This is a genomic window from Prochlorococcus sp. MIT 0603 (assembly GCF_000760215.1).
Lineage (GTDB): Bacteria > Cyanobacteriota > Cyanobacteriia > PCC-6307 > Cyanobiaceae > Prochlorococcus_E.
Genome location: NZ_JNAW01000002.1, coordinates 216,908 through 240,911, shown reverse-complemented (window position 1 = coordinate 240,911; position 24,004 = coordinate 216,908). Strand labels below are relative to the sequence as shown.

At 38.1% G+C, this 24,004-nt stretch carries 33 protein-coding genes; 16 read left to right on the top strand and 17 right to left on the bottom strand.

All coding sequences use genetic code 11. From position 1 onward, the window contains the following. Nucleotides 1-36: 36 nt before the first annotated feature. Nucleotides 37-207, bottom strand: coding sequence for a hypothetical protein (locus tag EV07_RS09765; RefSeq protein ID WP_193742691.1), 171 nt, complete (start codon nt 205-207; stop codon nt 37-39). Nucleotides 208-512: 305 nt separating this feature from the next. Between EV07_RS09765 and EV07_RS03075 the strand changes: the two genes are divergently transcribed. Beyond that, entirely contained in the window at nt 513-725 is a 213-nt protein-coding gene (locus tag EV07_RS03075) for a hypothetical protein (protein WP_036917239.1), read from the top strand. Nucleotides 726-757: 32 nt separating this feature from the next. On the opposite strand, the gene EV07_RS03070 is transcribed toward EV07_RS03075, so the two are convergent. The 6 genes from EV07_RS03070 to EV07_RS03045 form a co-directional block, all read right to left on the bottom strand. Then, the gene (locus tag EV07_RS03070; protein ID WP_036917236.1) at nt 758-1,039 is read right to left on the bottom strand and encodes a hypothetical protein; all 282 of its coding nucleotides are present in this window, start codon (nt 1,037-1,039) and stop codon (nt 758-760) included. A gap of 307 nt (nt 1,040-1,346) precedes the next feature. Then, nucleotides 1,347-1,721, bottom strand: coding sequence for a hypothetical protein (locus tag EV07_RS03065; protein WP_152557523.1), 375 nt, complete (start codon nt 1,719-1,721; stop codon nt 1,347-1,349). Nucleotides 1,722-2,005: 284 nt separating this feature from the next. Further along, a complete protein-coding gene (locus EV07_RS03060) occupies nt 2,006-3,028 on the bottom strand; it encodes an SGNH/GDSL hydrolase family protein (protein ID WP_036917233.1) in 1,023 nt (340 codons plus the stop codon). Nucleotides 3,029-3,199: 171 nt separating this feature from the next. Continuing rightward, nucleotides 3,200-3,448, bottom strand: a complete 249-nt coding sequence (locus EV07_RS03055) for a hypothetical protein (RefSeq protein WP_036917230.1) — start codon at nt 3,446-3,448, stop codon at nt 3,200-3,202. A gap of 342 nt (nt 3,449-3,790) precedes the next feature. Then, the gene (locus EV07_RS03050; protein WP_036917229.1) at nt 3,791-3,982 is read right to left on the bottom strand and encodes a hypothetical protein; all 192 of its coding nucleotides are present in this window, start codon (nt 3,980-3,982) and stop codon (nt 3,791-3,793) included. Between the two features lie 101 nt (nt 3,983-4,083). Next, nucleotides 4,084-4,383 carry a hypothetical protein gene (locus tag EV07_RS03045; protein ID WP_036917227.1) on the bottom strand — a complete coding sequence of 100 codons (300 nt, stop codon included), beginning with the start codon at nt 4,381-4,383 and terminating at the stop codon, nt 4,084-4,086. 292 nt (nt 4,384-4,675) lie between these two features. Here EV07_RS03045 and EV07_RS09760 point away from each other — a divergent pair, with 292 nt between their 5' ends. Continuing rightward, the gene (locus tag EV07_RS09760; RefSeq protein ID WP_072013310.1) at nt 4,676-5,077 is read left to right on the top strand and encodes a hypothetical protein; all 402 of its coding nucleotides are present in this window, start codon (nt 4,676-4,678) and stop codon (nt 5,075-5,077) included. Between the two features lie 74 nt (nt 5,078-5,151). Here the strand turns inward: EV07_RS09760 and EV07_RS03035 are convergent, their stop codons facing one another. Beyond that, a complete protein-coding gene (locus EV07_RS03035) occupies nt 5,152-5,436 on the bottom strand; it encodes an inward rectifier potassium channel (RefSeq protein WP_036917224.1) in 285 nt (94 codons plus the stop codon). Nucleotides 5,437-5,985: 549 nt separating this feature from the next. Here EV07_RS03035 and EV07_RS03030 point away from each other — a divergent pair. Both EV07_RS03030 and EV07_RS09575 read left to right on the top strand, forming a co-directional pair. Beyond that, nucleotides 5,986-6,222 carry a hypothetical protein gene (locus EV07_RS03030; RefSeq protein WP_036917223.1) on the top strand — a complete coding sequence of 79 codons (237 nt, stop codon included), beginning with the start codon at nt 5,986-5,988 and terminating at the stop codon, nt 6,220-6,222. Beyond that, nucleotides 6,222-6,398, top strand: coding sequence for a translation initiation factor IF-2 N-terminal domain-containing protein (locus tag EV07_RS09575; RefSeq protein ID WP_072013309.1), 177 nt, complete (start codon nt 6,222-6,224; stop codon nt 6,396-6,398). The genes EV07_RS03030 and EV07_RS09575 overlap by 1 nt, the downstream gene beginning before the upstream one ends. Here the strand turns inward: EV07_RS09575 and EV07_RS03025 are convergent. The 3 genes from EV07_RS03025 to EV07_RS09755 all read right to left on the bottom strand — a co-directional run bounded on the left by EV07_RS03025 (nt 6,385) and on the right by EV07_RS09755 (nt 7,457). Next, nucleotides 6,385-6,906, bottom strand: coding sequence for a hypothetical protein (locus EV07_RS03025; protein ID WP_036918164.1), 522 nt, complete (start codon nt 6,904-6,906; stop codon nt 6,385-6,387). The two genes, EV07_RS09575 and EV07_RS03025, sit on opposite strands and share 14 nt — an antisense overlap. Before the next feature lie 92 nt (nt 6,907-6,998). After that, nucleotides 6,999-7,175 (bottom strand): hypothetical protein, encoded by a 177-nt coding sequence (locus tag EV07_RS09570; protein ID WP_152557521.1) that lies wholly within the window; start codon nt 7,173-7,175, stop codon nt 6,999-7,001. Between the two features lie 3 nt (nt 7,176-7,178). Continuing rightward, the gene (locus EV07_RS09755; RefSeq protein ID WP_072013308.1) at nt 7,179-7,457 is read right to left on the bottom strand and encodes a galactose oxidase; all 279 of its coding nucleotides are present in this window, start codon (nt 7,455-7,457) and stop codon (nt 7,179-7,181) included. Nucleotides 7,458-7,727: 270 nt separating this feature from the next. Between EV07_RS09755 and EV07_RS09560 the strand changes: the two genes are divergently transcribed. The 8 genes from EV07_RS09560 (at nt 7,728) to EV07_RS02990 (ending at nt 15,891) form a co-directional block, all read left to right on the top strand. Beyond that, complete coding sequence (locus tag EV07_RS09560) at nt 7,728-7,874, top strand: hypothetical protein (protein WP_152557666.1); 147 nt, start codon at nt 7,728-7,730, stop codon at nt 7,872-7,874. Nucleotides 7,875-8,121: 247 nt separating this feature from the next. Then, nucleotides 8,122-8,346, top strand: a complete 225-nt coding sequence (locus EV07_RS09750; RefSeq protein WP_193742756.1) for a hypothetical protein — start codon at nt 8,122-8,124, stop codon at nt 8,344-8,346. 87 nt (nt 8,347-8,433) lie between these two features. Beyond that, complete coding sequence (locus EV07_RS09745) at nt 8,434-8,922, top strand: hypothetical protein (protein WP_193742755.1); 489 nt, start codon at nt 8,434-8,436, stop codon at nt 8,920-8,922. Between the two features lie 166 nt (nt 8,923-9,088). After that, the gene (locus tag EV07_RS03010; RefSeq protein ID WP_036917219.1) at nt 9,089-9,349 is read left to right on the top strand and encodes a hypothetical protein; all 261 of its coding nucleotides are present in this window, start codon (nt 9,089-9,091) and stop codon (nt 9,347-9,349) included. 75 nt (nt 9,350-9,424) lie between these two features. Further along, on the top strand, nt 9,425-9,649 hold the full coding sequence (locus EV07_RS03005) for a hypothetical protein (RefSeq protein WP_036917217.1): 225 nt from the start codon (nt 9,425-9,427) through the stop codon (nt 9,647-9,649). 79 nt (nt 9,650-9,728) lie between these two features. Continuing rightward, a complete protein-coding gene (locus EV07_RS03000) occupies nt 9,729-11,306 on the top strand; it encodes a type I restriction-modification system subunit M (RefSeq protein ID WP_052043966.1) in 1,578 nt (525 codons plus the stop codon). Next, a complete protein-coding gene (locus tag EV07_RS09225) occupies nt 11,303-12,472 on the top strand; it encodes a restriction endonuclease subunit S (protein WP_052043965.1) in 1,170 nt (389 codons plus the stop codon). Before EV07_RS03000 ends, EV07_RS09225 begins: the two co-directional genes overlap by 4 nt. Beyond that, the gene (locus EV07_RS02990) at nt 12,469-15,891 is read left to right on the top strand and encodes a DEAD/DEAH box helicase family protein (RefSeq protein ID WP_036917215.1); all 3,423 of its coding nucleotides are present in this window, start codon (nt 12,469-12,471) and stop codon (nt 15,889-15,891) included. Before EV07_RS09225 ends, EV07_RS02990 begins: the two co-directional genes overlap by 4 nt. Nucleotides 15,892-15,898: 7 nt before the next feature. Here EV07_RS02990 and EV07_RS02985 read toward each other — a convergent pair whose 3' ends face one another. Next, entirely contained in the window at nt 15,899-16,276 is a 378-nt protein-coding gene (locus EV07_RS02985) for a hypothetical protein (protein WP_241433988.1), read from the bottom strand. A gap of 399 nt (nt 16,277-16,675) precedes the next feature. On the opposite strand from EV07_RS02985, the gene EV07_RS02975 reads away from it, so the two are divergent. Then, nucleotides 16,676-17,902 carry a hypothetical protein gene (locus tag EV07_RS02975; protein ID WP_052043963.1) on the top strand — a complete coding sequence of 409 codons (1,227 nt, stop codon included), beginning with the start codon at nt 16,676-16,678 and terminating at the stop codon, nt 17,900-17,902. 50 nt (nt 17,903-17,952) lie between these two features. Here the strand turns inward: EV07_RS02975 and EV07_RS02970 are convergent, their stop codons facing one another. The 3 genes from EV07_RS02970 to EV07_RS02960 all read right to left on the bottom strand — a co-directional run bounded on the left by EV07_RS02970 (nt 17,953) and on the right by EV07_RS02960 (nt 21,189). Further along, nucleotides 17,953-18,495 carry a hypothetical protein gene (locus EV07_RS02970; protein ID WP_036917213.1) on the bottom strand — a complete coding sequence of 181 codons (543 nt, stop codon included), beginning with the start codon at nt 18,493-18,495 and terminating at the stop codon, nt 17,953-17,955. A gap of 166 nt (nt 18,496-18,661) precedes the next feature. Next, nucleotides 18,662-19,879, bottom strand: a complete 1,218-nt coding sequence (locus tag EV07_RS02965) for a hypothetical protein (protein WP_036917212.1) — start codon at nt 19,877-19,879, stop codon at nt 18,662-18,664. Then, nucleotides 19,879-21,189 carry a hypothetical protein gene (locus tag EV07_RS02960; RefSeq protein ID WP_036917211.1) on the bottom strand — a complete coding sequence of 437 codons (1,311 nt, stop codon included), beginning with the start codon at nt 21,187-21,189 and terminating at the stop codon, nt 19,879-19,881. Before EV07_RS02960 ends, EV07_RS02965 begins: the two co-directional genes overlap by 1 nt. A 429-nt stretch (nt 21,190-21,618) precedes the next feature. Between EV07_RS02960 and EV07_RS09740 the strand changes: the two genes are divergently transcribed. Genes EV07_RS09740 through EV07_RS02950 form a run of 3 tightly spaced genes read left to right on the top strand, consistent with a single transcriptional unit; the run spans nt 21,619 to nt 23,550 of the window. Next, nucleotides 21,619-21,792, top strand: a complete 174-nt coding sequence (locus EV07_RS09740) for a hypothetical protein (RefSeq protein ID WP_193742728.1) — start codon at nt 21,619-21,621, stop codon at nt 21,790-21,792. A gap of 10 nt (nt 21,793-21,802) precedes the next feature. Beyond that, nucleotides 21,803-22,678 carry a replicative DNA helicase gene (dnaB, locus tag EV07_RS02955; protein ID WP_081936955.1) on the top strand — a complete coding sequence of 292 codons (876 nt, stop codon included), beginning with the start codon at nt 21,803-21,805 and terminating at the stop codon, nt 22,676-22,678. Nucleotides 22,679-22,707: 29 nt separating this feature from the next. Beyond that, nucleotides 22,708-23,550: a hypothetical protein gene (locus tag EV07_RS02950; protein ID WP_036917209.1), complete on the top strand. Its 843-nt coding sequence runs from the start codon at nt 22,708-22,710 to the stop codon at nt 23,548-23,550. A 106-nt stretch (nt 23,551-23,656) separates the two neighbouring features. Here EV07_RS02950 and EV07_RS02945 read toward each other — a convergent pair whose 3' ends face one another. Together EV07_RS02945 and EV07_RS02940 are read right to left on the bottom strand one after the other, a co-directional pair. Next, nucleotides 23,657-23,845: a hypothetical protein gene (locus EV07_RS02945; protein ID WP_036917206.1), complete on the bottom strand. Its 189-nt coding sequence runs from the start codon at nt 23,843-23,845 to the stop codon at nt 23,657-23,659. Further along, complete coding sequence (locus EV07_RS02940; RefSeq protein WP_152557573.1) at nt 23,818-23,988, bottom strand: tetratricopeptide repeat protein; 171 nt, start codon at nt 23,986-23,988, stop codon at nt 23,818-23,820. The genes EV07_RS02945 and EV07_RS02940 overlap by 28 nt, the downstream gene beginning before the upstream one ends. Between the last annotated feature and the right edge of the window lie 16 nt (nt 23,989-24,004).

Sequence of the window (24,004 nt, the reverse complement as noted above, 5' to 3'; positions counted from 1 at the left end):
AATAAAGTTAATAATCAGGCTGCTTCTAAAGTGGGTCTAAGCAGCCTTAAAGTTCCTTTTCTCTTCATCCCACATTTGAGAAGCAATTCGAGCGGCACATTGTCTGTGAACATTTCTGGAAAAGGTGTTTGCATGCTTCTTTGCTCTGACTTTTTCAGCTCCAACAAATAGGCTTTCCATAGCCATCTCAATCTGATTTTCTGTCATTGCTATTTTGTGAGGGCACCAAACTTAACAACTAAGGCTTGGTTGCGAATCCGTCTTTTCACCTAATTAATTGGCATAGGCAAAAACACTGTATTTAGCGTGAGTAGGTTGGAAAATGACTATAGATAGTGTAACAAAGTGGTTATTGGTCACTGATTCTGCTATAAAAATGCCATCATGGCTGATTATTAACTCATGTCTGTAAATCAGCCTCAATCCCAATGACATGAGGATCATCCCCAAACCCTCGATTAGATTCTTTCTTGAAAAAATTGGATCGAGAGTGATTTTGAACTATTTTTTTAATGGCTAGTTTTAAACAAAACAAGTTTTACAAAAACTCAGGAATCAAAAACAGTTTTGCCGATGATCCACTTGAGCAAAGACTAACGCCTTCTCAAATCAATTCTCATCAAAACGACCTTAGTGAAGGGGAAGAGGCTATTAGATGGGAAAGAATTGGCCTTTTAGAAGATTGTTTTGTCCAAATAATCGGAAAGAGAAGGACTGGTAAATAAAACTTTTGAAGTGCCTTGAATTTCCAGAGAGCTTAATTATTTTTCTCTGATGATTGTCTTAATTTAATCTCCTCTTCTGTCATTGGGATGCCTTTTCTATGAAGCATGGGACCAGTCATCTGTTTAAACTTAGCTTCGTAATACCGTTTCCTTATCAAGTCAAATTCCGAAAGGTATGTATCAGGTGTGGCTCTTAGTTCTATCTCATCACTAAATTTTCTTTTCTCTCTTTGTTTCTCAAGTTGTGTTAGACGTTGAAAAGCTAAAACCCATCCAATACTCAAACCAAAAATGAATGTTATGAATGAGATCATCTATACATGACTAGTCCAATAAGCATATTTGAATCATTAAGTATCAGCAAATAAATTCATTCTTTTTCTTGTTTCTCTCTAAATATGGAACTCACACCCAAAACTCATTCCAAAGAAAATTACAATTATTCCAAGTAGAGGAAAGCAAAGCGATATCTACTTTGCTTTTTGGGTTAATGGAAGGTTCCCGCAATCATGTTTCTATATTACGGCACTCGTTGAATCTAAAAAGCAGGGATTTTGTTATAAATACAATATTTATTAGCGAATTTCACACATACACAAATATCCTTTTAAACAGGACTTATTATTTATAAGGTTTCTGTTGAGTGGGAGGAAGCTGCAAGCTGTAAGAAGAGTTTCTTGGGATTTTTTTTACTAATTGTGAAAGATAACTATCAATATCTCCTTTAGTATCACCAAGATCATCACCGCATTCTACAAAAATATTATTAGATAACGATTCAACCAAAGTTTCTTTTGGAGCAGAAGTTATTTCTTTTAGAGCAGAAGAAAACAATAAGCCTTTTGACAATTGAACTGCTGAAACCTCTCCGGCTTTTTGAGGAGTCATTCCATTGCCAATAGACGCGCAGAATCTTTCAGAAAAGTCCTTACTTATTCCAGAGAGAGAAGGTGATAAATCTGCAGCAGAGGCCAATGGCAAAAACGGGTCCAGCAAAAATATTATGGCCGTGAGACATAAAAAGAGGAAATGTTTCATATGTGATTTACTGTACTTCTAATAAATATATTTACCTAAGGGTTCCCTATTATAGAAATCTGAGAATTTCGAAATAAAACATCAATATAAAAGCAATAAAGCTTAGCAAGTAAGTCTCGAATCAGCTATATATCTCAATAGTCTATAGGTAAAACTCTAGATAATTGTATAAGTATATAATTTAAAATTTTAATGATAGATTAATCTACAAAATTATAAATTTTGGTGTAGTAATTAATATTTTAATTTTTATTTGATTTTTTCTTTAACAGGAATTGTTCTATTTTAGGGAATAAGGAATCAAGCATATATTTGTGACCTTGGGGATTAGGGTGTTTATCTCTTGGCAAACCCCTCATTTCATCTGGAACCAAGCTAAAAACTGATTTGAACCCATATTTTTGATATAAAGGAAGGATACCTTTATGACCATATAACCCATATTTAGGCGTATCAGATGGGAAAAGACGAGTTATTTTACCTATAAAAATATCCGTAACCTTATAAGATTGCTTTCTTAACCTCAATAATTCTGAGTTTTCTAAATCATTAATTAAATATTTCCTTGAATAATGATTTAACATTTTTACAATCATAAGGCTATCGATTCTAGGTGATATATTAAATATATAAGGAGCTTTATAAACTATTTCTTGTTTTTCAAGGTCATAGTATGGCTTAACTCTCATATTATTAGCAGATGGTGAATATCTCTCAAGAGCAAATGAGTTATTGTAGATATCATTTTCTGACCAATGATGAATCACAAGATCTGGTTTAATAGATCGCGAAATCTCTTTAACCAAAAGATATTGCTGAATAGTGCCATAGCCTCCTACTGCCAATGGTAATACATAAGGTTTTTTATAATATTTACGTAGTTTATCTTCTAACATATGTGAAAATATTTGGCCGTCAGGGATCTGGTAACCCTGCATAGTAGAGTCACCTATTACAAATACCACAAAGTCCCAATCATCCTGTTTATTGAACTCTGGGGCTCTAAACCCTTTAGAGTTATATGAGACAGTACCATTACCATATACCTTATCTCGTTTATAATAAGATCTAAGTTTTGGGCTTATCCATCCTAATTTTTTATCTATTACATTGTTAACGGACGGTGACTTCAACCATATGAGTCCATCATAGGTAACAGACTTATAAGCTCTTAAAAAAAACTCAAGGCTAACTAAAAGAAAAATTAAATTTAAACCTACAATTGTATAAAAAGAAGATTTTTTTAATTTGTCCTTAATTTGCAAAATGATTCAAAATTATAAATAATTTAAAACATAGCATGACTATTGTTTTCAAAACTCAATGAGAGGAAATCACCTCCACAATCTTAAAACAATTATTTTTTGGCCGAAAGAAAAATTGGGAATAGCAATCATAAATATTGAAATGTAGGCCTAGAATACAACTTAGACAGTTTATTTAAAGTTTTCACAATACTCAGCCGTCATTAGGCTCTTTGAATCCAAGCCAAGTTGTTTATTCGCTTGTTCAATAAATATCTCATTAGCTTCCCATCGAGCACAAATGATTTTGTGTTTTGAAACTTTGATGACTGGATTTAAATAAGAGCCAAAGAGAGCTATGAAAATTCCAAGCATGACAAATCTTCTATGATTTCTCCACCATTCATAAGAATTGAGATTCAGTATTTTTTTTAAATTCATTAGCTGTCCAACCTATCCGCATAGTCTCTAAGAATTTCAGCAATCACTTCTGGGGGCAAGTCCTCCTGATACTTTCGACAAAGATCAAAAAATTTGTTCATAAAGTCCTTTCTGGGGCTATCAGTCATTGCAAATCTTTTCTCCAATTCTTATTCGGAGATTCCAAATAGTCAAACTTTAGGGGGCCCTTTTATTAACGCTTTCATGCCACACGTCCAAAGTTGAGGCGATAAAATTTAAATGCCTCTCTCTTTTCTAGCGATGAGTTCAAACCCAGTTTCTTTAACATCTAAAAGAAAAGCCAAGATAGTTCTATAAAACTCTGATTAACTAAAAGCATTTTTAGCAACAAGAACAATCGTCATTGTCTTCAGATACTGGGTTTTCGAACGCATCTGCAATATCTCTAAGCATTAGAGATATAAATTCAGGAGGGCATTGCAGTTCATTCCTATAACCAACACATTGCTGGGCAATCTCCTTCATGGCAGGAAGAATTATTTTATCGACTTGTTCATCTGTTGGCTGCCACATGTCGTCAACTTGATAGTCATTAATTTACCCATCTTGCCAAAACAATTGCTAAATAACGATTGTTTTTCCAACTCATTAAAGACTTTCTTACTTAAGCATTCTCACTGAAAATAACCATTCCTTACCAACTCATCAAAAACTTGGGCGCCTCTTGCTTTTTTACCGATTGTGGCTGGAAGCAACTGATCTAATACAGCAGCTAGGCAAGTAATCCAATTACTCCCATTACAGACAAGAGAAATCTTACAAATATGATCTGGAGCAATTTGTAGGCAACCTTGCGTTCGAGAAACTTTAATACTTTCGATTTGAGAGTAAAGCTCTAGATCTAATAATTCTGCTTCTTGTCTAGTAATTTGCGTTCCTTGAGCATGGCATTCAAGTAATAGTTGATAATTCATTACCAATCTGGATAAACAAAATCATCACCTAAAGGCTCTTCATAAAAATCCCCAGTTTGAATACCTCTTTCATAGATATTTAAAAATGTAAGTAATAAGCATTTCATATTCCCTTTCTAACTGATCGCCAAGGGAAAGCTCTAAATATGAATAAGCTTTTAAGAAGCAGTTGGAGCGGCAGGATCAGGACATGTGACCTAATAATCCCAGAACACAGAGAGTCAAAACTTTTAAGCAGCACTTGCCATGCTGACTATTTGCACGATCATTAATGTAGGTAAAAGGTTTCACTATGAATGATGAGAACTGGAAAGAGGAGCTAAAGCAATTGAACCCCAGCCTCAAGCCTTATCAAATCAAATTGCTTGAAGAGGGAGCAGGAAGCAATAGCCAAACACTAATGCTCTGTGACATGTGGCTTGAATGGAAAGATCTCTCAGCAAAAAAGAAACTCAAGGAGATTGCAAACGAAAAACTAGGTGATTTGGGAATAGAAAACCCATGGCATGAAAACTGCTCAGAGACACCCAAACCTTGTAATCATGTTCAGTTAGATATAGACGACAAACTTTTGAAAAAAGTAAAGCCTCTAACAAGAAGTGTCCTAAAAGAAATAGATAAAGGGGCAATAGCAAAGCAACGTCTAAGCAGTAAAGCAGATGATCAAACCACAGTTTCAATCAGTAACCAGTAGGGAGCTTCAGGAAATGATTATTTCTAGTGGTACCAACGCCATGATTCAAGTCAAGTTAATTACCCAATTAAGAACTATTGAATCGAATGCTCCTTTATTAAATTAGATAGTTTATTCACCCGAGAATCATCCAAAGGCCTTGCAACGTCAAGGACAGCCGCGCAACATAAAGACCAACTTGCCCCATCTGCTAAATCCAGCCTTTTAGAAATGTTGGAAGGAGCCATAGAAAGAGAAGTTAATTCTCCGATGTGCTGAAAAGTTTCCCATAACTCAGCTTCTAAGAAATCGAGTTCTACTTTTGAAAGAAGCTCTGTTGCTACAAAATCTTTTACTAAATCGGTTAATTCAAGGGTCATATTTTTATTATGTAGCTTTATAGGATTGAAGAGATCAAGAAGACAACTGCTCCAATTACTATAAAGAGAGCAATGCCCACGAGTATATACAAAAAATATTTTTGAGCAACAGCAGCAAAGTCATTTTCCATAAATCAATTTTGCATCAACAGATGTTGTTTTACCCCAAACAATAAGACGAGTAAGTTTTTCATTGAATTCCTCAAATTAAAACGAGCAGCATATGCAGAAAAAGCCTTAAAGAAAGAAACTCCATTGATTTATATATTCTTACAGAGATATGTACTATTTAGCTTTTTTCGGTCAACAACAAAGAAATTCTTATTCTAGTTTCATAGGATGAACTTAAGAGTCGATCTAAATGGAGCATTGGCTAGCTCCATTTGTCTAAAGACGAATATTGGAGTGTATAAATGAGAAAAGAGCTTATTTGCTTTTCTTTGCTTGGTATCGCAGCACTGCTTCTAAATGTTGGACTCTCCTCTCAAGCTCTTCCACTCTTTTGGTTAGTTCTTCCATTGGCCATAAATTTCTTTCTCAACAAGCCTAATGGATTCATTTGACCCTCTTAATTCAATAGCAGGAAACGGCCAAAGTTTTGATACTTATAGGTTGATTCTTTTGCTGATAGCAACTTTCTTTTTTGGTGCGATGTCGGCTGCGATTCAACGAGGAATAAAAGAACAAGGATGGTTTGATTTTAAAACACCAAGTCGTACAAGACAGACCAAAGAACAAATAAAAAATTTGGAAGACATAGCAAACAAAGCCAATGATTCCGAGTAATGAGTAAGACACTAAGAGTCCTAGAACTGTCCGAGCAACTACAAAAAGACGCAGACGACATAATTGCCATCTGCGTCTTATTAGACATACCAGCCAGCTCAAGGATTAGCTGTCTGACCAACGAGAACGCTCAGAAGATCATTGATTACTACAAAGAGAAGCTTAAGCAAGCTTAGCTGCTACTGCCTTAGCAGGAGCTCTCTTTGCTCGTCTAGCTTTTCTTGGAGCTGCGGCTTTTGCAGGTATAGCCTTCTTAGCTACAGCTTTCTTAGCAACTGCCTTCTTAGCGGCTGGCTTCTTAGCGGCTAGCTTCTTAGCAGCCGCTTTCTTAACAGTTGTTTTCTTTACAGCCTTCTTAGCAGCCTTCTTAGGAGCTGCTTTCTTAGCAGTAGCGCCCTTACGTGTGCGATGTGCTACAAGCATCGCCCACTCTTCTGCAGTTACATTCGATGGCTTGTTGCCATGCACTTCTGTTTGTTTAGCAGCCTTCTCAATATCCTTGATTAGGTTCTTCCAAGAAGAAGCATAACGCTTGTCAGATTGAGACTTAGCTCCGCTTTCAACAAGAGACTCAACTACACCTTGTGCAGTGATTTTCTTACGACGACGGTTAAAAATCTCCTTCTGTAATGTTGCAATCATTGCCTCCGCTTTTGGAGACACATTAATTTTTAGTTGAGACATTTGGAGTTGATATCGAACCTCTATCTCTACCACATATAAGGCATATAGATCAAATCGAAGACCGTACCTCTGTCATGACAGAGGTGAAACGACTAGGCTTTTACTCCATACTGGGTTGCAATTCCTTCGACATCACCCATCGAAAGTTCCTTAAAATAATTAGACAAACACTGATAAGTATTGAGATATGCGTTAACGTTGTCTAAGCGTGCATTGGGAGACTTATGCATTGCTATGGATATTTTGAGAGCAAGTTGATCTTTTGTCATTTGTTAAGCAGCCTCAGGACAGAAACCAAATTTATCCTCATAGTTTTTATGCCATAGAGGACATTTACTAGTTAAATTCGCTCCTTGCAGAACAAGGCAATGGTGAGAACAACAACTAAGAGAAGTGTGGCAATGCTTGTCACAGGAACAACGGAAGTTAAAACATGTCACGCAAACGCAAGCTGAACGTGACAACTTGAGAGTCCCTTCTTCGAGATAGTCCCAACCCTCTGCTTCATATCGCTTTTTGGGTAGAACTTTTTGGGCTGAACTCTTAAGCATTGCCTTAGACCAATAGGTTGTGCTGCTACAGGGATCCAATCAGATGCACGGAATACTGCATAAGGTGAGGAGATTGAAGTCATGTCTCTTCTCTAGTAGTACAGATATACTAATTAGAATAACTGGGTATTGTCAACACCCTTTCTTTGCTCAATATGTGTTAGCTTCTTTTAATCTCAGACGAGATCAGCTAGGGACATAACTCTCAAGCAGCAGTGATATTGGTAAGTCCAAATCATTAACAAACAAATCAATCAAAAAGGAATCTTAATGACCACAAAACAATTAAATAAAGAGTATGTGCAGACCATGAATGAAGCCGCTGAGGCTTTAGGCAGAAGAGAGACAATGGAACTCTATAAAAAAGCTAGATCAATTAAAAAGAAGCTTTATGGGGATGAGCCTGATTATATTTAATCGGCAAATGACCCAGATATTTGCAACCTCTATACAAGCCAATCCTCTTTACCTCTTAGGTGGAGGATTTATCTTGCTAGGGAGTTATTTTTTTTGGCCGCTTAGTTACGTTTTTCCATAAAAACCTATTAGTTAGGAAGGGTGAGAATGATACACCTGAGAAATAGATGAGATGGCCAGCCAAAAATGAAGCACGTTCAATTAAAACAACTCAACTTAAAACCATCCTGAGCTTACTGAAAGATGGTTGCAAGACATCATTGCTGACAACCCATGCATTTTGGGCATAGGAGACATAATCCTCAAGGACAAAGAGCGAATCCATCAAGGTGCAGGAAGATTGGATCTTTTGCTTCAGGATGCAGATGGTAGCGGAAGATATGAGGTGGAAATTCAATTAGGTACAACTGATGAATCTCACATTATTAGAACAATTGAATATTGGGATATTGAAAGGAAACGCTACCCGTAATACAACCACACAGCAGTGATCATTGCCGAGGATATAACCAGCAGATTCTTATATGTCATCAGCTTATTTAATGGTTCTATCCCCTTAATGGCCCTTCAAGTAAAAGCGATTGAGACCAGTGATGGAGTAGGTCTTGATTTCACCAAAGTTTTGGACGTTCTGACTCTTGGTTTATTAGATGAGGATGAAGAAATCGCTGAGGTAACAAATAGAGATTATTGGTTAAAGCGCGGTACTCCTCAGATAGTTGCAATAGCAGACAATTTACCTTCCTATATCTTGGAATTTGAGACTGGAGCAGAGCTGAACTCCAACAAATTTTATATAGGGCTAAAGGTAAACGGAAGGCCCAATAATTATGCAATCTTTAGCCCAAAAAAAGGATTTATAGCTTTTGAAGTTAGGTTACCTAAAACAGAAGAAAACGATACTGCTATTAATGATGCTGGCATAACTAGCTTAGAGTATTCCAAGAGATACTCACAATATCGACTAAGGATTACCGAAAGTGAATTGGGAGAGAAATCAGAAATCATCAAACAACTTTTAAGGGCATCCAAAGAAGCTTTTGGTTAAAGAAGAGTCATCTAGATCATTAAATCAATCATCGTTTCGGCAAACCCAACATTATAGTAGTAGCAACCGATCTAAGTAGTAGAGACCGAATAGAAACTTTCGGTTTACATCCTTCTTGATTCGAACAACTCGGTGCAAAGTAGTTATGTACTTCGCAAAGGCCACCATGTATACGTCACTCTTTGATAGCTTCTTTTCTGATTCTTTCTTTGCTCCTCATCGGACTGTTTATGTCGTCTCTGATAGTCAATTAGAGGAGCTTAAGCAGAAGCAGAATCAAGAAGAACTCGACAACCTCGTTGAATCACGCAAGCATCTTGAGGCTAACTATCAATCACGCATCAAAATTCTTGATGAACGTGAAACTGAATTGAAGAAAGAGCTCAAAGCACTATCCCCAGTCGAGAAAGAAGCAGTTAAAGCATAAAGCTTACTAATACTGGGTGATTGGGATCACTGAGGACAAGGCGACAAGGGGCTATGGTGGCCCCTTGTCTTTTTTATGAAAGAAAAGCAGGAGCTTAGCTTTTTAGAGCTTCAGCTTCTTGATTCAGATAGAAAGCAGAGAACTGCTAATGAAATTGCATTAGCTATTGGATCTAATCCAGAACATGCAAGGCGTATTTGCAAAAAGCTTTTTCTTGAAGGAGAAATTGCAAGAGAGAAGAAGCCATCAGCCGGAGGAAGACCACTTTGGCTCTATGGAGCAAGGACTTTTCCTACATAGGGGGTATAGGGTCTAAAGACAAAAAACACACAAAAAGTGAATATTGAGGCAAGCTATAGACAATGTTTAATTAACTTCCTTGAGTGAGCAACTAGCCCCAGGGGTAACAGCAGAATCAGTTCTTACAGGCGATCTTCGTAATAAGGTCGATGGCATTTGGGATGCCTTTTGGAGTGGTGGAATATCAAATCCATTAGAAGTTCTTGAACAATTAACGTATTTACTCTTCATTCGTCGATTGGATGAATTACAAACTCTAGAAGAAAACAAAGCAAATAGAACGGGGAAACCAATAGAGCGAAGAATCTTTCCGGAAGGTAAAAATGAAGAAGGTCGATTATGGGACGATCTTCGCTGGAGTCGTTTTAAACAAAAAAGTCCTGCTGAGATGTTCTCCATCATGGGAGAACGAGTATTTCCCTTTCTGCAAGAGCTAGGGGAAGAAGGCAGTACATACGCAGGGCATATGAAAGATGCTCGCTTCACGATCCCAACAGCTGCATTGCTTTCCAAAGTCGTTGATCTGCTTGATGCGGTCCCGATGCAAGAGAGAGACACGAAGGGGGATATTTATGAATACATGCTTGGCAAACTTGCAACCGCAGGGACCAACGGTCAATTCCGTACGCCGCGTCACATCATCCAGTTAATGGTTGAGATGACTCAGCCAACAGCTAAAGATGTCATATGTGATCCAGCCAGTGGAACAGCAGGATTCTTAGTTCAAGCAGGTGAATATTTACGCAAGTCCGATCCAACTCTTTTAACTGATCCGGAAAAAAGGAATCACTTCAACCATGGGTTATTTCATGGGTTTGATTTTGATTCAACAATGCTGCGTATTGGCAGCATGAACATGTTGCTCCATGGTGTTGAAGATCCAAATATCAGCTATCGCGATTCTCTTTCTGATGAGGTTTCTGACAGAGAAGATCGTTACACCTTGATTTTGGCCAATCCACCTTTTGCAGGGTCATTGGATTACGAGGCGACTTCTCAAAAGCTTCAACGAGTTGTCAAAACAAAGAAGACAGAATTGTTATTTGTCGCTTTGTTCTTACAGCTGCTCAAGCCTGGTGGCAGAGCAGCTGTCATTGTTCCTGATGGAGTTTTATTTGGTTCATCAAAAGCTCATAAAGAGCTACGACGTTCATTAGTAGAAGATCATTTTCTTGAAGGAGTCGTGTCTTTACCCTCAGGTGTTTTTCGTCCTTATGCAGGCGTCAGCACTGCAATCTTGCTATTCACTAAAACAGGAAAGGGTGGAACAGAGAGCGTATGGTTCTATGACATGCAAGCTGATGGATGGAGCTTGGATGACAAGCGCAATCCATTACTGCCAATTGAAAAGATTGGACCTACTCCAAAGACTGAGCTAGGAGAAGGAGAACATAAGAAAAACAATCTCCCTGATTGCTTGAAGCGTTGGGCAGAGCGCAAAGGATTAGAACAAGAACGACCCAAAACAGAACAGAGTTTTTGTGTCAGCAAAGAGGAGATCAAAGAACAGGGGTATGACTTAAGCCTGAATCGCTATAAAGAGATCGTCTATGAAGAAGTAGAGCATCGTCCACCATTAGAACTGCTTGCTGAATTAAGAGAACTTGAATCTGAGATTTCAAAAGGTATGGATGAGCTAGAGGAGATGCTGAGATGAATTGGGATTTAGTGCCTTTAGAAGATGTAGCAACTATTGATAGGGAATCGATATGTCCTAGTGAAATCTCTAATCACACACTTTATGTAGGATTAGAACATATTGAAAGTGGTGGGAAATTCCTTGGTGGGAAGAAAGTAGAAAATGGTGAGCTAGCAAGCAATAAGTTTAAATTTTCTCCTGAACATATTCTTTTCGGAAAATTACGACCTTATTTAGCCAAAGTAGCTTTGCCTGGGGTTTTTGGTATTTGCAGTACGGATATTTTGCCAATACGAGCAAAGAAAGATTTGAATATTAAATTCCTAAGATATTTGCTTCTTCATCCTAAATATGTTGCCATTGCTAACTCTTTGTCAACTGGTGCAAATCTTCCAAGAATTTCACCAAATGCATTGGCAAAATTAGAAATACCTCTCCCCCCGCTCGATGAGCAGCGGCGAATTGCGAAGATTTTGGACCTAACAAATCAATCAAAAGAAAGCTATCTTAAAAGGAAAAGTCTTCTCCTTAAATCTATATTTAGCTACTTAGGTGAGGTAACAAGAGATTGCACATCAAACAATTGGAACTGGAATTTAATACCGCTAAAAGAAGTTGCAACTAGTAAATTAAGTAATGGGATTTTTAAAAAGAATCACCAATATTTAAAAACCAAAGAAGGATTACCAGTCGTTTGGGTTAAAAATCTTTTTACAGATTATGCAATTAACACCAATGAGTGTCCTTATATTAATGTAAACAACAAGGAGGTAAATCAGTTTTCCTTGGAATATGGAGATATTTTATTTTGCAGATCATCTCTAAAAAGGGAGGGAATTGCATTTCCTAATATTTATCTAGGTGATAGCGGAAATGCACTTTTTGAATGTCATACAATTCGTTTAAGAGTCGACCAAAAAAAAATAAACCCTGTTTTTCTAAATCTATGGCTGAGGACTAATTTCATGCGAAAAATTGCAATTTCAGAATCCAAAACATCAACAATGACAACAATAGATCAACAGGGCGTCTTGAGATTACCTGTAATTCTTCCACCAATGAATATTCAAAATAAAATATCAAATATATATTTTATTTGTAGGGAGTTATCAGCCAAACTTGATTCTATATCTCAGTTAAATAAAGAATTTAGCTCTAGCCTATATAGCTCTTTAATAAGATGAATAATCAACTAAAACCATTAATACATGATTTCCTTTGGCTTGAAGAATCAGTTTCGAAAGTAAATGAAAATACATTAGTAGACCCAAGAGCAGCATGTTTCTACTCTCGTCGTACAACAGAACTAGTCATCGAATGGATTTATGAACACGACAACACACTTAGACGTCCATATGAATCATCACTATCAAATCTGATTCATGCCTTTGATTTCAGAGAATTAGTTGGGGAACAGCTGCTAGGAAAATTCAAGCTCTTAAAGGATTTAGGGAATAAGGCAGTTCATAGAAACGACCCAATCAGTCAAGGGAATGCGGTCCTTGCAGCATCAGAACTCTTTCAAATTCTTCGTTGGTTTGCTCTTACCTATGGGCGAAGCCCTCAAGCTGTTAAAGGACTTAAGTTTGATAAAAACCTTTTACCAAAAGGCAATGAAGTCCCTGAACAAAGCAAACAACAAATAGCCACTCTTGCTGATCAATTAAGCCAAAGAGATAAAGAACTGCGAGAAGCACAAGCTAAAAACACTTCTCATCAAGACGAATTAGAGCGTTTACGTAAAGAACTAGCAGAGATCAAGAAGGCAAATAAAGCGACGCAAGAACCAGAAGAAGACATCACTGAATTTGAAACTCGCAAGCTCTATATCGATCACTACTTAGAAGAAGCAGGGTGGCAACTAGGCAAGGGTCGCTCTGACGAAGTAGAAGTTAGTGGAATGCCAAACAATGAAGGTATTGGCTTTGTTGATTATGTTCTTTGGGGTGACGATGGAAAGCCACTTGCTTTAATAGAAGCCAAAAGGACAAGCAAAGATCCAATCATCGGACAACAGCAAGCAAAGTTATATGCAAATTGCTTAGAGACTCAATTTGGTCAACGACCAATCATCTTCTTATCCAATGGCTATCGACATTTGATATGGGATGACCACAACTATCCGCGTCGTGATGTTCAAGGTTTCTACAAAAAAGATGAACTGGAGCTATTGATCCGTAGAAGAGAAAGCCTAAAGCCACTTAAAGATACAAAGATCAGCAAAAGCATTACTGGAAGGGATTACCAGCAAAGAGCCATTAGATGTATAACTGAATCCTTTGAATTAAAGAAACGAAAAGCACTACTTGTCATGGCGACAGGGACAGGAAAAACAAGAACTGTTATTAGTCTCTGTGATCTATTAATTCGATGCAACTGGGTCAAAAGAGTCTTGTTCTTAGCCGATCGAACTGCCCTTGTTAACCAAGCAGAAAAAGCCTTTAAGGAGCATCTACCAGATTGCGCTCCTGTGAATCTCGTCACCAATAAAGGTGGCGAAGGACGAGTCTTCTTAAGCACTTATCCAACAATAAGCAACTTGATTGATAGTGAAGATCAATCAGGTCAAAGACGCTTTGGGGTTGGTCATTTTGATCTCGTTGTTATTGATGAGGCTCATAGAAGTGTTTACCAAAAATATGCTGCGATCTTTGATTACTTCGACAGTCTTCTTGTTGGATTAACTGCAACTCCAAAAGATGAGATCGATAGAAATACATATGGATTATTTGATCTTGATATAGGTATGCCAACTGATGAATATGGATTTACACAAGCAGTAGAAGATAAGTTTCTAAATCCCTTTAAAGCGCTATCTGTTCCTTTGCATTTTGTACGAGAAGGGATTCGTTACGACGAGCTTTCAGATGAAGAGAAAGCTGAATGGGATGAAATGGAATGGTCAGAAGAACAAGCACCACCAAATCAAGTTGACTCAGGTGCACTCAATAAATGGTTATTTAATAAAGACACAGTCGACAAAGTTCTAGAACATCTTTGGACAAATGGTCAAAGAGCAGAGGATAGTGATCGCCTTGGTAAAACAATCATCTTTGCTAAGAACCATGATCATGCGGTCTTTATTGAAGATCGATTCAATGCAAACTATCCCCACTTAAAAGGTCGGTGTGCTCGCGTTATCGATAATTACGCGCCCTATGCGCAGAGCATGATTGAGGATTTTTCTGATCCAAGAAAATCATTAGACATAGCAATCTCAGTGGATATGCTCGACACCGGTATTGATGTCCCTGAGATCGTAAATCTGGTTTTCTTCAAGCTGGTGAGATCAAAAACAAAGTTTTGGCAAATGGTTGGACGCGGGACAAGACTTTGCCCTGACTTGTTTGGTCCTGGATCAGATAAGAGCTTCTTTTGGATTTTTGATTATTGCCAAAACCTTGAATACTTCCTTGGGCAAGGTGGCGTCGAGACTGGTTCAAAACAAGAAACGATTTCAGCCAAGTTATTCAAGATTCGTCTTGAGTTACTTCAATCTCTCGATAAAGGGGGACATAAAGATCCATCATCTGGATTAATCAGTGATGACTTAACTCAACTTCCAAAAAGCTTCAGTCAGCATCGTGCTCAAATTGCTGGTGCCTTAAAAGCAGAGGTCGCTTCATGTAATCCAGATAATTTTTTGATTAGACCACACCTTGAACAAGTTGAACGATTTAGCAAAGCCGAAACATGGGGTGGGATTAACGAATCTGATCGCAGTGTTTTGTCTGGAACGATTGCATACCTTCCTTTTGGATTAGAAGCAGATGATCCCGATGCCAAACGTTTTGATCTTTTGCTCTACAAGCTTCAAATAGCTCAACTCAGGCAAGAACCTATTTATCAAACACTTCAGCAACAAGTTCAAGAAATTGCTGGCTTGCTTTCTGAAAAAGAAAGTATCCCAATGGTTGCCGCAGAGTTATCTCTCATTCAAGACTTGCAAAACAATGAGTGGTGGCAAGATGCCACTGCCTTGATGATCGAGGACGTAAGAAGAAAGCTACGGGGACTTGTTGGATTGATTGAGAAGAAAGCAAGAAAGCCTCTTTACACCAATTTTGAAGACACAATTGGGCAGGGTGAATTAATTGATAGCACTCGACTATTAGCTTCAGATGAATTTGATCAATTTCGCCTCAAAGCAAGAAATCTATTGGATCAATACCAAGAAAACTTAACCATTCAACGTTTAAAAAGAAATCAAGCTCTGACCTCAACCGACTTAGAAGAGCTGGAAAAATTCCTAATTGAACAAGGCGCCGGAACTCAAGCAATGATCAACAAGGTAAAAGAAGAAGAGGAAGGGTTAGGGATTTTTATTCGTCATCTTGTCGGACTGGATCGCAGTGCAGCAAAAGAACTCTTTTCAGAGTTTCTAAGTGAAGGAACTTATACCTCCAATCAAATCCAATTCGTTAATGAAATCATCAATTACTTAACTCATCATGGGGTAATGGAAGTAGGGAGACTTTATGAGCAACCTTTCACGAACTACGCTTCTTCACCTGATGAACTTTTCAAAGAATCTGACTTAAACAAAATTTGCAGCCTTATTGAGTTTGTAAGAAAAAGAGCAGAAGGACCATTAGCCGCATAATTGCTGATTAATGCTTTCTTGAACGTTGCCTAGAAGAATTATCAGCAGCAAGACCGCAGAGCTTCATTAATGCTCGTGCATTAGTAGCGACAGCTGATGTTCGACCTAGAACAAGACTTTTTTGAATAGCACTTTGCAGGTTGGCAACTAATTGAGCGGTCATTTGTGGTCTGCTTAAGTCCACATCTTCAAGATCCTGAACAAGTAATTCATAGGCAGCAGCTGTAATTCTTCGAGCTTGTCTACGGCTCAAGCGATAAGTGTCGGCCACATGGGCCGTAACAACAGTCGCTCCATCACCTTGAGCAAGCATGGAAGCGGCTTCTCCAATGCGCAGTTCTAATTCAGCTTTTGTTGCTCTAGCCATACTTATAAAACCGTCCAAGACCCAGTGCTCCAAGCACTTCTGCTATAGCAACGGATTCAAGCATTTGTTGGCGATTTGTTGGCTCAAATGGGCCAACAAAAATTAGACTCAGCCACAGCATAGCCAAATCTATTGCAAATAAAAGATTTTTACTAGTCGGGGCGACAGGATTCGAACCTGCGACCTAGTGCTCCCAAAGCACCTTCTCTCATGTATTGAGATAGGACGAGATTCGGCTTACCCCAGTCATTCTAGAGTGTTTCAAAGAATCTTGTCTTATCAATTGTTCTGCCTGTCTCAAGATGTCCACACGTGTGACCACTCAATTAATGTATTTTGGCACCTTTTTGGCACTCGTCAGTTGTCAGGTGCCAAGAGTGTGCCAGAATATTTTTATTAATCTTTGGCACCCGCAAGATGGTTTGGGAAGAAGAATTTAGACGTCGAATTAAGAAGCTAGGTCTAAAAACACACTTAAACGTGGTACCTAGAAAAGGAAATGTTTTAGTCAGATACAGACCACCAAATCAAAATCCCTCCTCAAGAGTTTTACCCTTCAAATGGAATGAGCATGAAGCTGATGACGCTTATATCCGAATAAGAAATATTTACAAACTCATGCTTGAAGGTATTGAGTTTTCCTTAGCAGTGGATATTGCTGATGATAAAGCTCCAAAACCAGATGAAGATCGAGATTGGGATAAAGCATTAAAGGAATACAAGGTTGAGAAGCTCACCCGTGGAACTGGAATAAAAGAATCAACTTGGAAAAAAGAACATGAACCTGTCATCAAAGATGCAATTGCATTAATGACTGGAAGAAATTCTCCTAAGAATCCAGCTGAACTAATCAACAAGACCACTGAAGATTGGGAAATTGGAAGTAGGACAAGACAACAAAGAGCTAGAAATCTTGCTGCATTCCTTAAATATTGTGTGAATGTCCAGAGGTTCCCTGAATATTTGACTCCTCCAACTGATCTCAGTTATCACATTGGAAGAAAAACAGCTACATCCAGAAGCCAAAAGGTTCACCCTGTTACAGACCAAGAAATAATTGATCTTATTGATTCCCTTGAGAACTTCGATGGATTACTTCGAGATAAACCTGCTGCTTTGAATTGGGCAAGAGCAATTAAATTGCTGGCAGCTTTTGGATTAAGACCTGAAGAACTAAAACATTTAGAGAAGAGAGTTGATAAAAAAACAAAGGAAGAATATTTATGGTGTTCCTATCAAAAAAGAGCAGGCGGAGGAATGACCCAACCTCGACGGTTATATCCGCTGTATCCAATAAATAAAAAAGGAGTTAAGCAAGATTGGAATTTAGTTGCATTGTTTGCCACTAAAGGTTTTTGGCTTCCTCCTCTTCAAAGCAAAAACGGAGTAGGAGAAGCTTGTGTCAAATACCTCAGACGACGTAAAGGTTGGCAGAAACTAATTAAGAAAGTTGAAAAGAGAAATGAAAGAGCAGGTTCCTACAGCTTTCGCCACAGTTATAGCGTTCGTGGACATGAACTTGATATAAACGGTGGTTCGATGGCAACCGCTATGGGACATAGTTATGAAACTCATTGCAGAGAATACCCTTGGGCATCTAAGAGTGGAACAACAGCTGAGTTTGAAAGAGTAAATAGCAAATAAAAAAGCCGCCCATTAAGAGCGACTTAATAAATCAGTTTTAGAAGACTGCCTTATGCAAGTTTTGCAGCTGGCTTAGCAGGTGCTCTCTTAGCACGTCTAGCTTTTCTCGGTGCTGTTGTTGCTGGTGCAGCTTTCTTAGCTACTGGCTTCTTAGCAACAGCTTTTTTAGCAGCTGGCTTCTTAGCAGCAGCAGCTTTTTTAACAGTTGCTTTCTTAGCAGCTGGCTTCTTAGCAGCAGCAGCTTTTTTAACAGTTGCTTTCTTAGCAGCTGGCTTCTTAGCAGCAGCTTTCTTAGTAGTAGATCCTTTGCGAGTGCGATGTGCTACAAGCATTGCCCACTCTTCAGCGGTTACATTTGCTGGCTTATTGCCGTGTACTTCTGTCTGCTTTGCTGCCTTCTCAATATCCTTAATTAGATTCTTCCAAGAAGAGGCGTAACGCTTGTCAGATTGTGACTTCGCACCACTTTCGACAAGAGATTCAACCACACCTACTGCTGTGATCTTCTTACGACGACGGTTAAAGATCTCCTTCTGGAGAGTCGCAATCATTGCCTCCGCCTTTGGAGAGATATTGATTTTTAGTTGAGACATTAAGCAGGGGGTTAATTTCGAACTTCTATATCTACCACAAATAAGACATATAAATCAAATCGAAGACCGAACATTGTTTATAAACAGTAAATACTGCTAATTCAAGGCAGGTGATTCTAATTAGTTCATACGAGTTTAGTTAAAGATATAACTCTAATCATTTTCACTATTTAGTCCTTGTGCAACCTTCTTTGCTTAAGACAATTGATCTTGCTTGATTTAAGGCTTTGGATTTAGGAGCCTTCTCTGAAAATAGTAATGTCAAAGCAAGGTTTCGATCATTTTTCAGTTGTTGATTAATAGTGCTAATCCACTTGGATTTCTTATTTCCAAGAGAGTTCTCTAAATCAGTAAGCTTTTGAAATGACTCTTGAGAGTTTGCTTGTAAAGTAATCGTTGCTTCTTCTCCTAGGGAACTACCTTTTTTAGTAATGCTTAAAAGAAGTTTTTCATTCGCTTTAATTGGTGTGATCTCATTAGGCCATGGAATTGGACCAATCAAGTTGATTGTTGAGGTTCTTCCTTTTCTCCAAAGCAACTCTCCATTTCTATAAACCTTGATTTCATTGAGTGGTTCTAAGGGGAAAACAATGGGTCGGTCAATAGAAATTTTGGCGACAGGTTTTACGCTAGTGGTTATGACATTTGGTGTTAGTAGACATATTTCTATTGGATCACCTGAATAAGAACTTCGCGTCTTATAGGCAGACATTTCTATTGGATCTCCAGAGAGCATCGCTATATTTCCGATCAATCTTGGTCTGAAAATTGCTGGTCCAAAGATGACTGCACCTGCTACAAAAACAGCAACTGATAATCCAGATTGAAGTGTCTTTTTAATTGGTTGTAAGAATGATTGGGTTTGAGCTTGTTCGTTGAGAGCCATTCTTGGGATGGCGTCTGTTTCGAGGATTCGTACAAATCTCAAGAGGCGATCAATACCTCCTTGAAATTCATTTGTCGAAATTGTGATTTCGTTCTTACGTCCAATTTGATTAGATATGGCTTTTTTAAACTCAGGCCCTGTTAAGACCCCAGAAAACCAGACTAAATTATTTTCATCATCGACGTGACAAGCCAAGAGAAGTTGAGGTGCAGCTCCATTGCGATACCAATGATTCATCGGAATTGTTATTTCATCTGCATTAATTCCAGCAGTAACTATTTGCACTGCGAAGCGATTTAAACTGATAAGTCTGTTGGGATTATCTAGATCGAGTTCTGGCCCAAGAGCTAAGTCTATTTCTCGCTCTATTAGAAGCTTTTTAAGACCAGCTATTGCAAAACTTCTTGGATCAATAAGATCGTTAGTATCTAACAAGATTGATCCTTCTGGGATCGTAAACGCTTCAAGGGGTTCAGGAGTAGGAAGGTTTTCAGGCATTAATTCAAAGCTGATTTAACCATTTTCCTAAGGGGTGATATATCACCCTCTTGTTCTGAAGAAACCAAGTGATTCCTTAATTGATCAATCATGCGATCAAGGCCTTGGGGATCTTTTCGGATTTCTTGAAATCCAGAACGCCTGACAAGTGATAAAGAGGCTTCTTGAGCAATTGATTCAGAGAGAGTTTTTTCTTCCAATAGCTTACTGACCCATCCTTGTTTGTGATCGCAGCGCGTTGCAATTTCTCTTTGCCCCATTCCTTGACTATATAGTTCCCAGGCCAATTGTCTGCTTGCATCTTTCTGCCATTTTGAACGATCGGCATCGATTGCCCTTTTGATAATGGGAAGACCAAATTGTTGGAGCGAATGCTGAATCTGTTGAATCAGATCCTTACTTGGTAATGAGACATCGGCAGATTGAGAATCATCCAAAATTTCTTCATTTAATTCAGCCCTGTTTCTCCTTATGTCTGCTCCCCCCATATATCGACGAATAGCAGTAGCCATTGCAGTTAGTTGCTCATCATTATTTTGAGTGGGCTCTAGAGAAGATAGGAAGTCTTTATCAGGTTCCCATCTGTCTTGTCTTCCTTTGACTTTTCGATGATGTGCTTTTGCTTGTTTGTAATTAATTAGGTAAGACTGATGGAGTTTTTGTACATCATTAACTCCCAAAAATGAGTCCCCTGAGCAATACAATTCCCATGCTTCTTTAATTCTTCTGGGAGAACTATCGGCCAGTAGTGCCCAGTCACTAATGAGCAGGCAACCCTTTTGTCTCAAGTAAGATCTTAATTCTGAATTGCTATTAACTTTCCTTTTTGTCCATGTAGAGAGGTTGGAGAGATCAGGGTTAAAGTTATAAAGAATATCGGCACCAAAAGGTCTAAGAGGATTTATTGAAAGAGTGGAGAGAGTCGCCCATGTGAAAGGTTGTTTTTCAAGTTCAACAGATCCTTGCTCAGTTTTACGTGGAAGCCTAAGGAAAGTCTCTCCGGCATCATCAAGAACATAAACACACATATCTTCTTTCTCGATTTCGTGAAATTTGTTTTTTTGTTCATAGATCAAATTGATTTTTTCAACTATCGAATGACTGACTCTGCACCTCAGTGAGAGCAAAGCTTCTTTACCATCTGGCTGAGTTTGACTGATCTTTAAGAGAGAATTATCAACCTCAGCAGATTGGGCTTCTATTGAAAGCTGATTATCTTGTAGAAACTCAGTCACACTAGCAATTCCTTTGAACTTATAGCCCTCCCTAGAAGGATCAAGAACACATAAATTGTTGTATGGACTGATCAAAGGAAATTATTCTTATCACTTCTTTTTTAGCTGGAAAAAGGTGTTTTGGAATCACTTTTAAGAACTTTGAACAAAAAGAAGGTGTAATCGATTCAGTATTTAATTATGAAGAACACCATTCTCTGCAGTTAGTTTTAACTTCTGCAATTCCTACAGATAAGTTTTCAAGCATTTTGACAGTCTTCCATAATATGGACACGGACCCACCGACACCTCCGTCCATAAGGAAAAATTAAAACTTTGCGGTTCTGATCAAACGGCACGTTTAGTCAAAGCTTAAAAAAAATTGACTCTTAAGCAATTGAAAGCCCGGCATTGGCCGGGCTTTTTTGTGTCTTAGTAGATAAGAGGAGTACTGAATAAATGGATTGGAATCACCTTGAAAGAGTCAGAACAAGAAGAGATTAAGCAAACATTCTTGAACGAATCATGACTTTTCGATCAATTGTACTTTCTTATTTAGGCATAGCTCTAGTAGGAGTTGGCTTTAGGTTTTCTTTAATGGCTACACCTAAAGCCAATGCAATGAATATCTATAACGACCATTTACCAATAATTGGTATTGATTCTGGGGTTGATTTCAACTTTACTTACAAATCTTGATGCAATAGAAATGAACACTCTTTTTTCAAATATTTTCCCAATCAATCAAATCTTGTCAACAACCTTTGAGGAGATAGAAAGTCGTTCTTTAGGAACCATCGTGACGGGAATCCCAGTGAATTTTTATGACTTTGATGCCATGACTCAAGGTCTCCAACCTGGCGATTTAATGATTCTTGGTGGCAGGCCAGCAATGGGCAAAACATCGATGGGAATGAATCTTGCCAAGAATATTGCTCAAGTACATGATCTTCCTGTGTGCATCTTTAGTTTAGAAATGAGCAAAGAGCAGCTGATTTACAGGTTGCTGTCGATGGAAGTAGGGATTGAATCTGGACGGTTGCGAACTGGTCGATTGAGGCACGATGAATGGCCACTTCTTGGGCAAGGGATCAATACTCTTGGGCAGATGCCGATTTTTATTGCTGATGATCCGAAGATGACTGTTGAAAATTTGCACGCAAAATGCGAATTGGTAAAGCAGCAACAAGGGAAAGAACTGGGTCTTGTTCTTGTTGATTATCTCCAGTTAATGGATGAACCACTTTATAACTCTAGAGATGATGAGCTTTCAAGAATTACTAGATATTTGAAAGCAATGGCTGCTGAACTAAAGGTACCAGTTATTGTTCTTTCTCAATTAAATAGAAGGCTTGAGTCTCGTATTAATAAAAGACCAATGTTAAGCGATCTTCGAGAGTCTAGCTCCATAGAAAACAACGCAGATTTGGTTGTGATGATGTATCGCGATGAATATTACAACCCAGAAACTCCTGATCGTGGAATTACAGAACTGATAGTTTGCAAACACAGAAATGGCCCTATAGGAACTGTCAAATTGCTTTTTGAACCTGACTTCACCAGATTTAGAAACCTTGCCTCGTAGCTCATGCAAACAATATTGTCAGAATCAAAATGAAAAAATCCTTATTTCTAATACTGACTGTTTCTGTTTCGCTGCTCTCTGTTTTAGTGAATAGCAACAAATTAAGAGATAATCAATTGCTAATGCCTAAGGAATATAAAGTTCTCAAAAAGACTGTTGACAAGTTGGCTCAACATAATGATTTGGGAGAGAGGCCAATGACTTTTACAATCGTTTCAGGGGGTTATACAAAGTGGATAGCAGAAGACTTGGGTCTTTGCAAAGAAGAAAACTGTGGTTTTTATGAGATGTTAAATCCCTTTAAAAAACATAAAGGATCTTCTTCTGATGATATTCAAGAAGCAATAAGACAGTCTTATTTGCTTGGCGGCATCGAAGCTTATAGTTTTGCAAATGGAACAATAACAATTAGCAAGTCTTCTTTCCCTGCTTATGGAAAACGACATGACTTCCTAGGTTGTACAGTTGCTCATGAGATTGCTCATTTTCTATCAGATCATATATTTAGCGATTCACTTAAATTGGAAAAAGCTAGTCAAAATATAGAGGCTAAGGATAAAGAGCTGTTTAAAATGAAGTTAAATCGAGAAAGTGAAAAAGAGGCGGATGCAAAGGCCACCGAAATGATTTTTAATTCTGGATTCCCAGCAGATACTTGTTTAAAAGAAATTGATTTCATGTATAAATTAGCGGGTCTTGGGGACATCACAAAACCAAATAGTAGTCATCCGGGGTATGAGGAGAGAATGCTTTCTATTAAAGATGTTGTAGTCAAGCTGATGGCTTCAGAAGGTTCAACTAAGAGTACAGAAGGTAAATGGAAATATTCTAGGAAGAATAATTCACTGGTTTTTGTTCCAATTTCTTCATAAAAGTTTTTATAAATAAACGCATTGATAAAGGATAACTTTAGATAGGCTGTTTCCTTTCTTTTGACCAGTTGCTCCGCATAAAAAAAGAACACGTTTCTATAGGGTTCTATTTATTGAAAAGTATCGTGATTCTTTTGTCTCTAGCGAATAATCCAGTGAGTCCTGCACATATCCATAGTGTTTTGGTTGAAAAACAATTTGAACTTGCTTCAGCAGAAGGAGTAAGAAAACTTAAACCGGCGACAGTAGAAACAACAGCAAGAGTGACTATTGCACCAATTCTTCCTTTGCACATACACGATTCGCATATGCCTCTGCATAGTTGGGATTAAGTTCTATCGCTTTGTTGTAGTCCTCTATTGCACCTTTGGAGTCCTTTTGATCGTCTTTATCGCATCCACGATCTAGATATTCAGAAGCAATTTTAGGTTCAGTCATTCGCAATGCTCCTTTA

Coding starts and splice junctions, on each gene's coding strand:
- EV07_RS09760 (WP_072013310.1), top strand. CDS start 4,676: ATGAATGATGAGAACTGGAAAGAGGAGCTAAAGCAATTGAACCCCAGC.
- EV07_RS03075 (WP_036917239.1), top strand. CDS start 513: ATGGCTAGTTTTAAACAAAACAAGTTTTACAAAAACTCAGGAATCAAA.
- EV07_RS02970 (WP_036917213.1), bottom strand. CDS start 18,495: ATGTCTCAACTAAAAATCAATATCTCTCCAAAGGCGGAGGCAATGATT.
- EV07_RS02990 (WP_036917215.1), top strand. CDS start 12,469: ATGAATAATCAACTAAAACCATTAATACATGATTTCCTTTGGCTTGAA.
- EV07_RS02965 (WP_036917212.1), bottom strand. CDS start 19,879: ATGCCTGAAAACCTTCCTACTCCTGAACCCCTTGAAGCGTTTACGATC.
- EV07_RS03070 (WP_036917236.1), bottom strand. CDS start 1,039: ATGATCTCATTCATAACATTCATTTTTGGTTTGAGTATTGGATGGGTT.
- EV07_RS03050 (WP_036917229.1), bottom strand. CDS start 3,982: ATGTGGCAGCCAACAGATGAACAAGTCGATAAAATAATTCTTCCTGCC.
- EV07_RS03005 (WP_036917217.1), top strand. CDS start 9,425: ATGAAAGAAAAGCAGGAGCTTAGCTTTTTAGAGCTTCAGCTTCTTGAT.
- EV07_RS02940 (WP_152557573.1), bottom strand. CDS start 23,988: ATGACTGAACCTAAAATTGCTTCTGAATATCTAGATCGTGGATGCGAT.
- EV07_RS09570 (WP_152557521.1), bottom strand. CDS start 7,175: ATGACAAAAGATCAACTTGCTCTCAAAATATCCATAGCAATGCATAAG.
- EV07_RS09740 (WP_193742728.1), top strand. CDS start 21,619: ATGACTTTTCGATCAATTGTACTTTCTTATTTAGGCATAGCTCTAGTA.
- EV07_RS03045 (WP_036917227.1), bottom strand. CDS start 4,383: ATGAATTATCAACTATTACTTGAATGCCATGCTCAAGGAACGCAAATT.
- EV07_RS02945 (WP_036917206.1), bottom strand. CDS start 23,845: ATGTGCAAAGGAAGAATTGGTGCAATAGTCACTCTTGCTGTTGTTTCT.
- EV07_RS09755 (WP_072013308.1), bottom strand. CDS start 7,457: ATGCTTAAGAGTTCAGCCCAAAAAGTTCTACCCAAAAAGCGATATGAA.
- EV07_RS09765 (WP_193742691.1), bottom strand. CDS start 207: ATGACAGAAAATCAGATTGAGATGGCTATGGAAAGCCTATTTGTTGGA.
- EV07_RS09575 (WP_072013309.1), top strand. CDS start 6,222: ATGAGTAAGACACTAAGAGTCCTAGAACTGTCCGAGCAACTACAAAAA.
- EV07_RS09745 (WP_193742755.1), top strand. CDS start 8,434: ATGGCCCTTCAAGTAAAAGCGATTGAGACCAGTGATGGAGTAGGTCTT.
- EV07_RS03055 (WP_036917230.1), bottom strand. CDS start 3,448: ATGAATTTAAAAAAAATACTGAATCTCAATTCTTATGAATGGTGGAGA.
- EV07_RS02975 (WP_052043963.1), top strand. CDS start 16,676: ATGGTTTGGGAAGAAGAATTTAGACGTCGAATTAAGAAGCTAGGTCTA.
- EV07_RS09560 (WP_152557666.1), top strand. CDS start 7,728: ATGACCACAAAACAATTAAATAAAGAGTATGTGCAGACCATGAATGAA.
- EV07_RS02950 (WP_036917209.1), top strand. CDS start 22,708: ATGAAAAAATCCTTATTTCTAATACTGACTGTTTCTGTTTCGCTGCTC.
- EV07_RS03030 (WP_036917223.1), top strand. CDS start 5,986: ATGGATTCATTTGACCCTCTTAATTCAATAGCAGGAAACGGCCAAAGT.
- dnaB (WP_081936955.1), top strand. CDS start 21,803: ATGAACACTCTTTTTTCAAATATTTTCCCAATCAATCAAATCTTGTCA.
- EV07_RS03025 (WP_036918164.1), bottom strand. CDS start 6,906: ATGTCTCAACTAAAAATTAATGTGTCTCCAAAAGCGGAGGCAATGATT.
- EV07_RS03035 (WP_036917224.1), bottom strand. CDS start 5,436: ATGACCCTTGAATTAACCGATTTAGTAAAAGATTTTGTAGCAACAGAG.
- EV07_RS09225 (WP_052043965.1), top strand. CDS start 11,303: ATGAATTGGGATTTAGTGCCTTTAGAAGATGTAGCAACTATTGATAGG.
- EV07_RS03010 (WP_036917219.1), top strand. CDS start 9,089: ATGTATACGTCACTCTTTGATAGCTTCTTTTCTGATTCTTTCTTTGCT.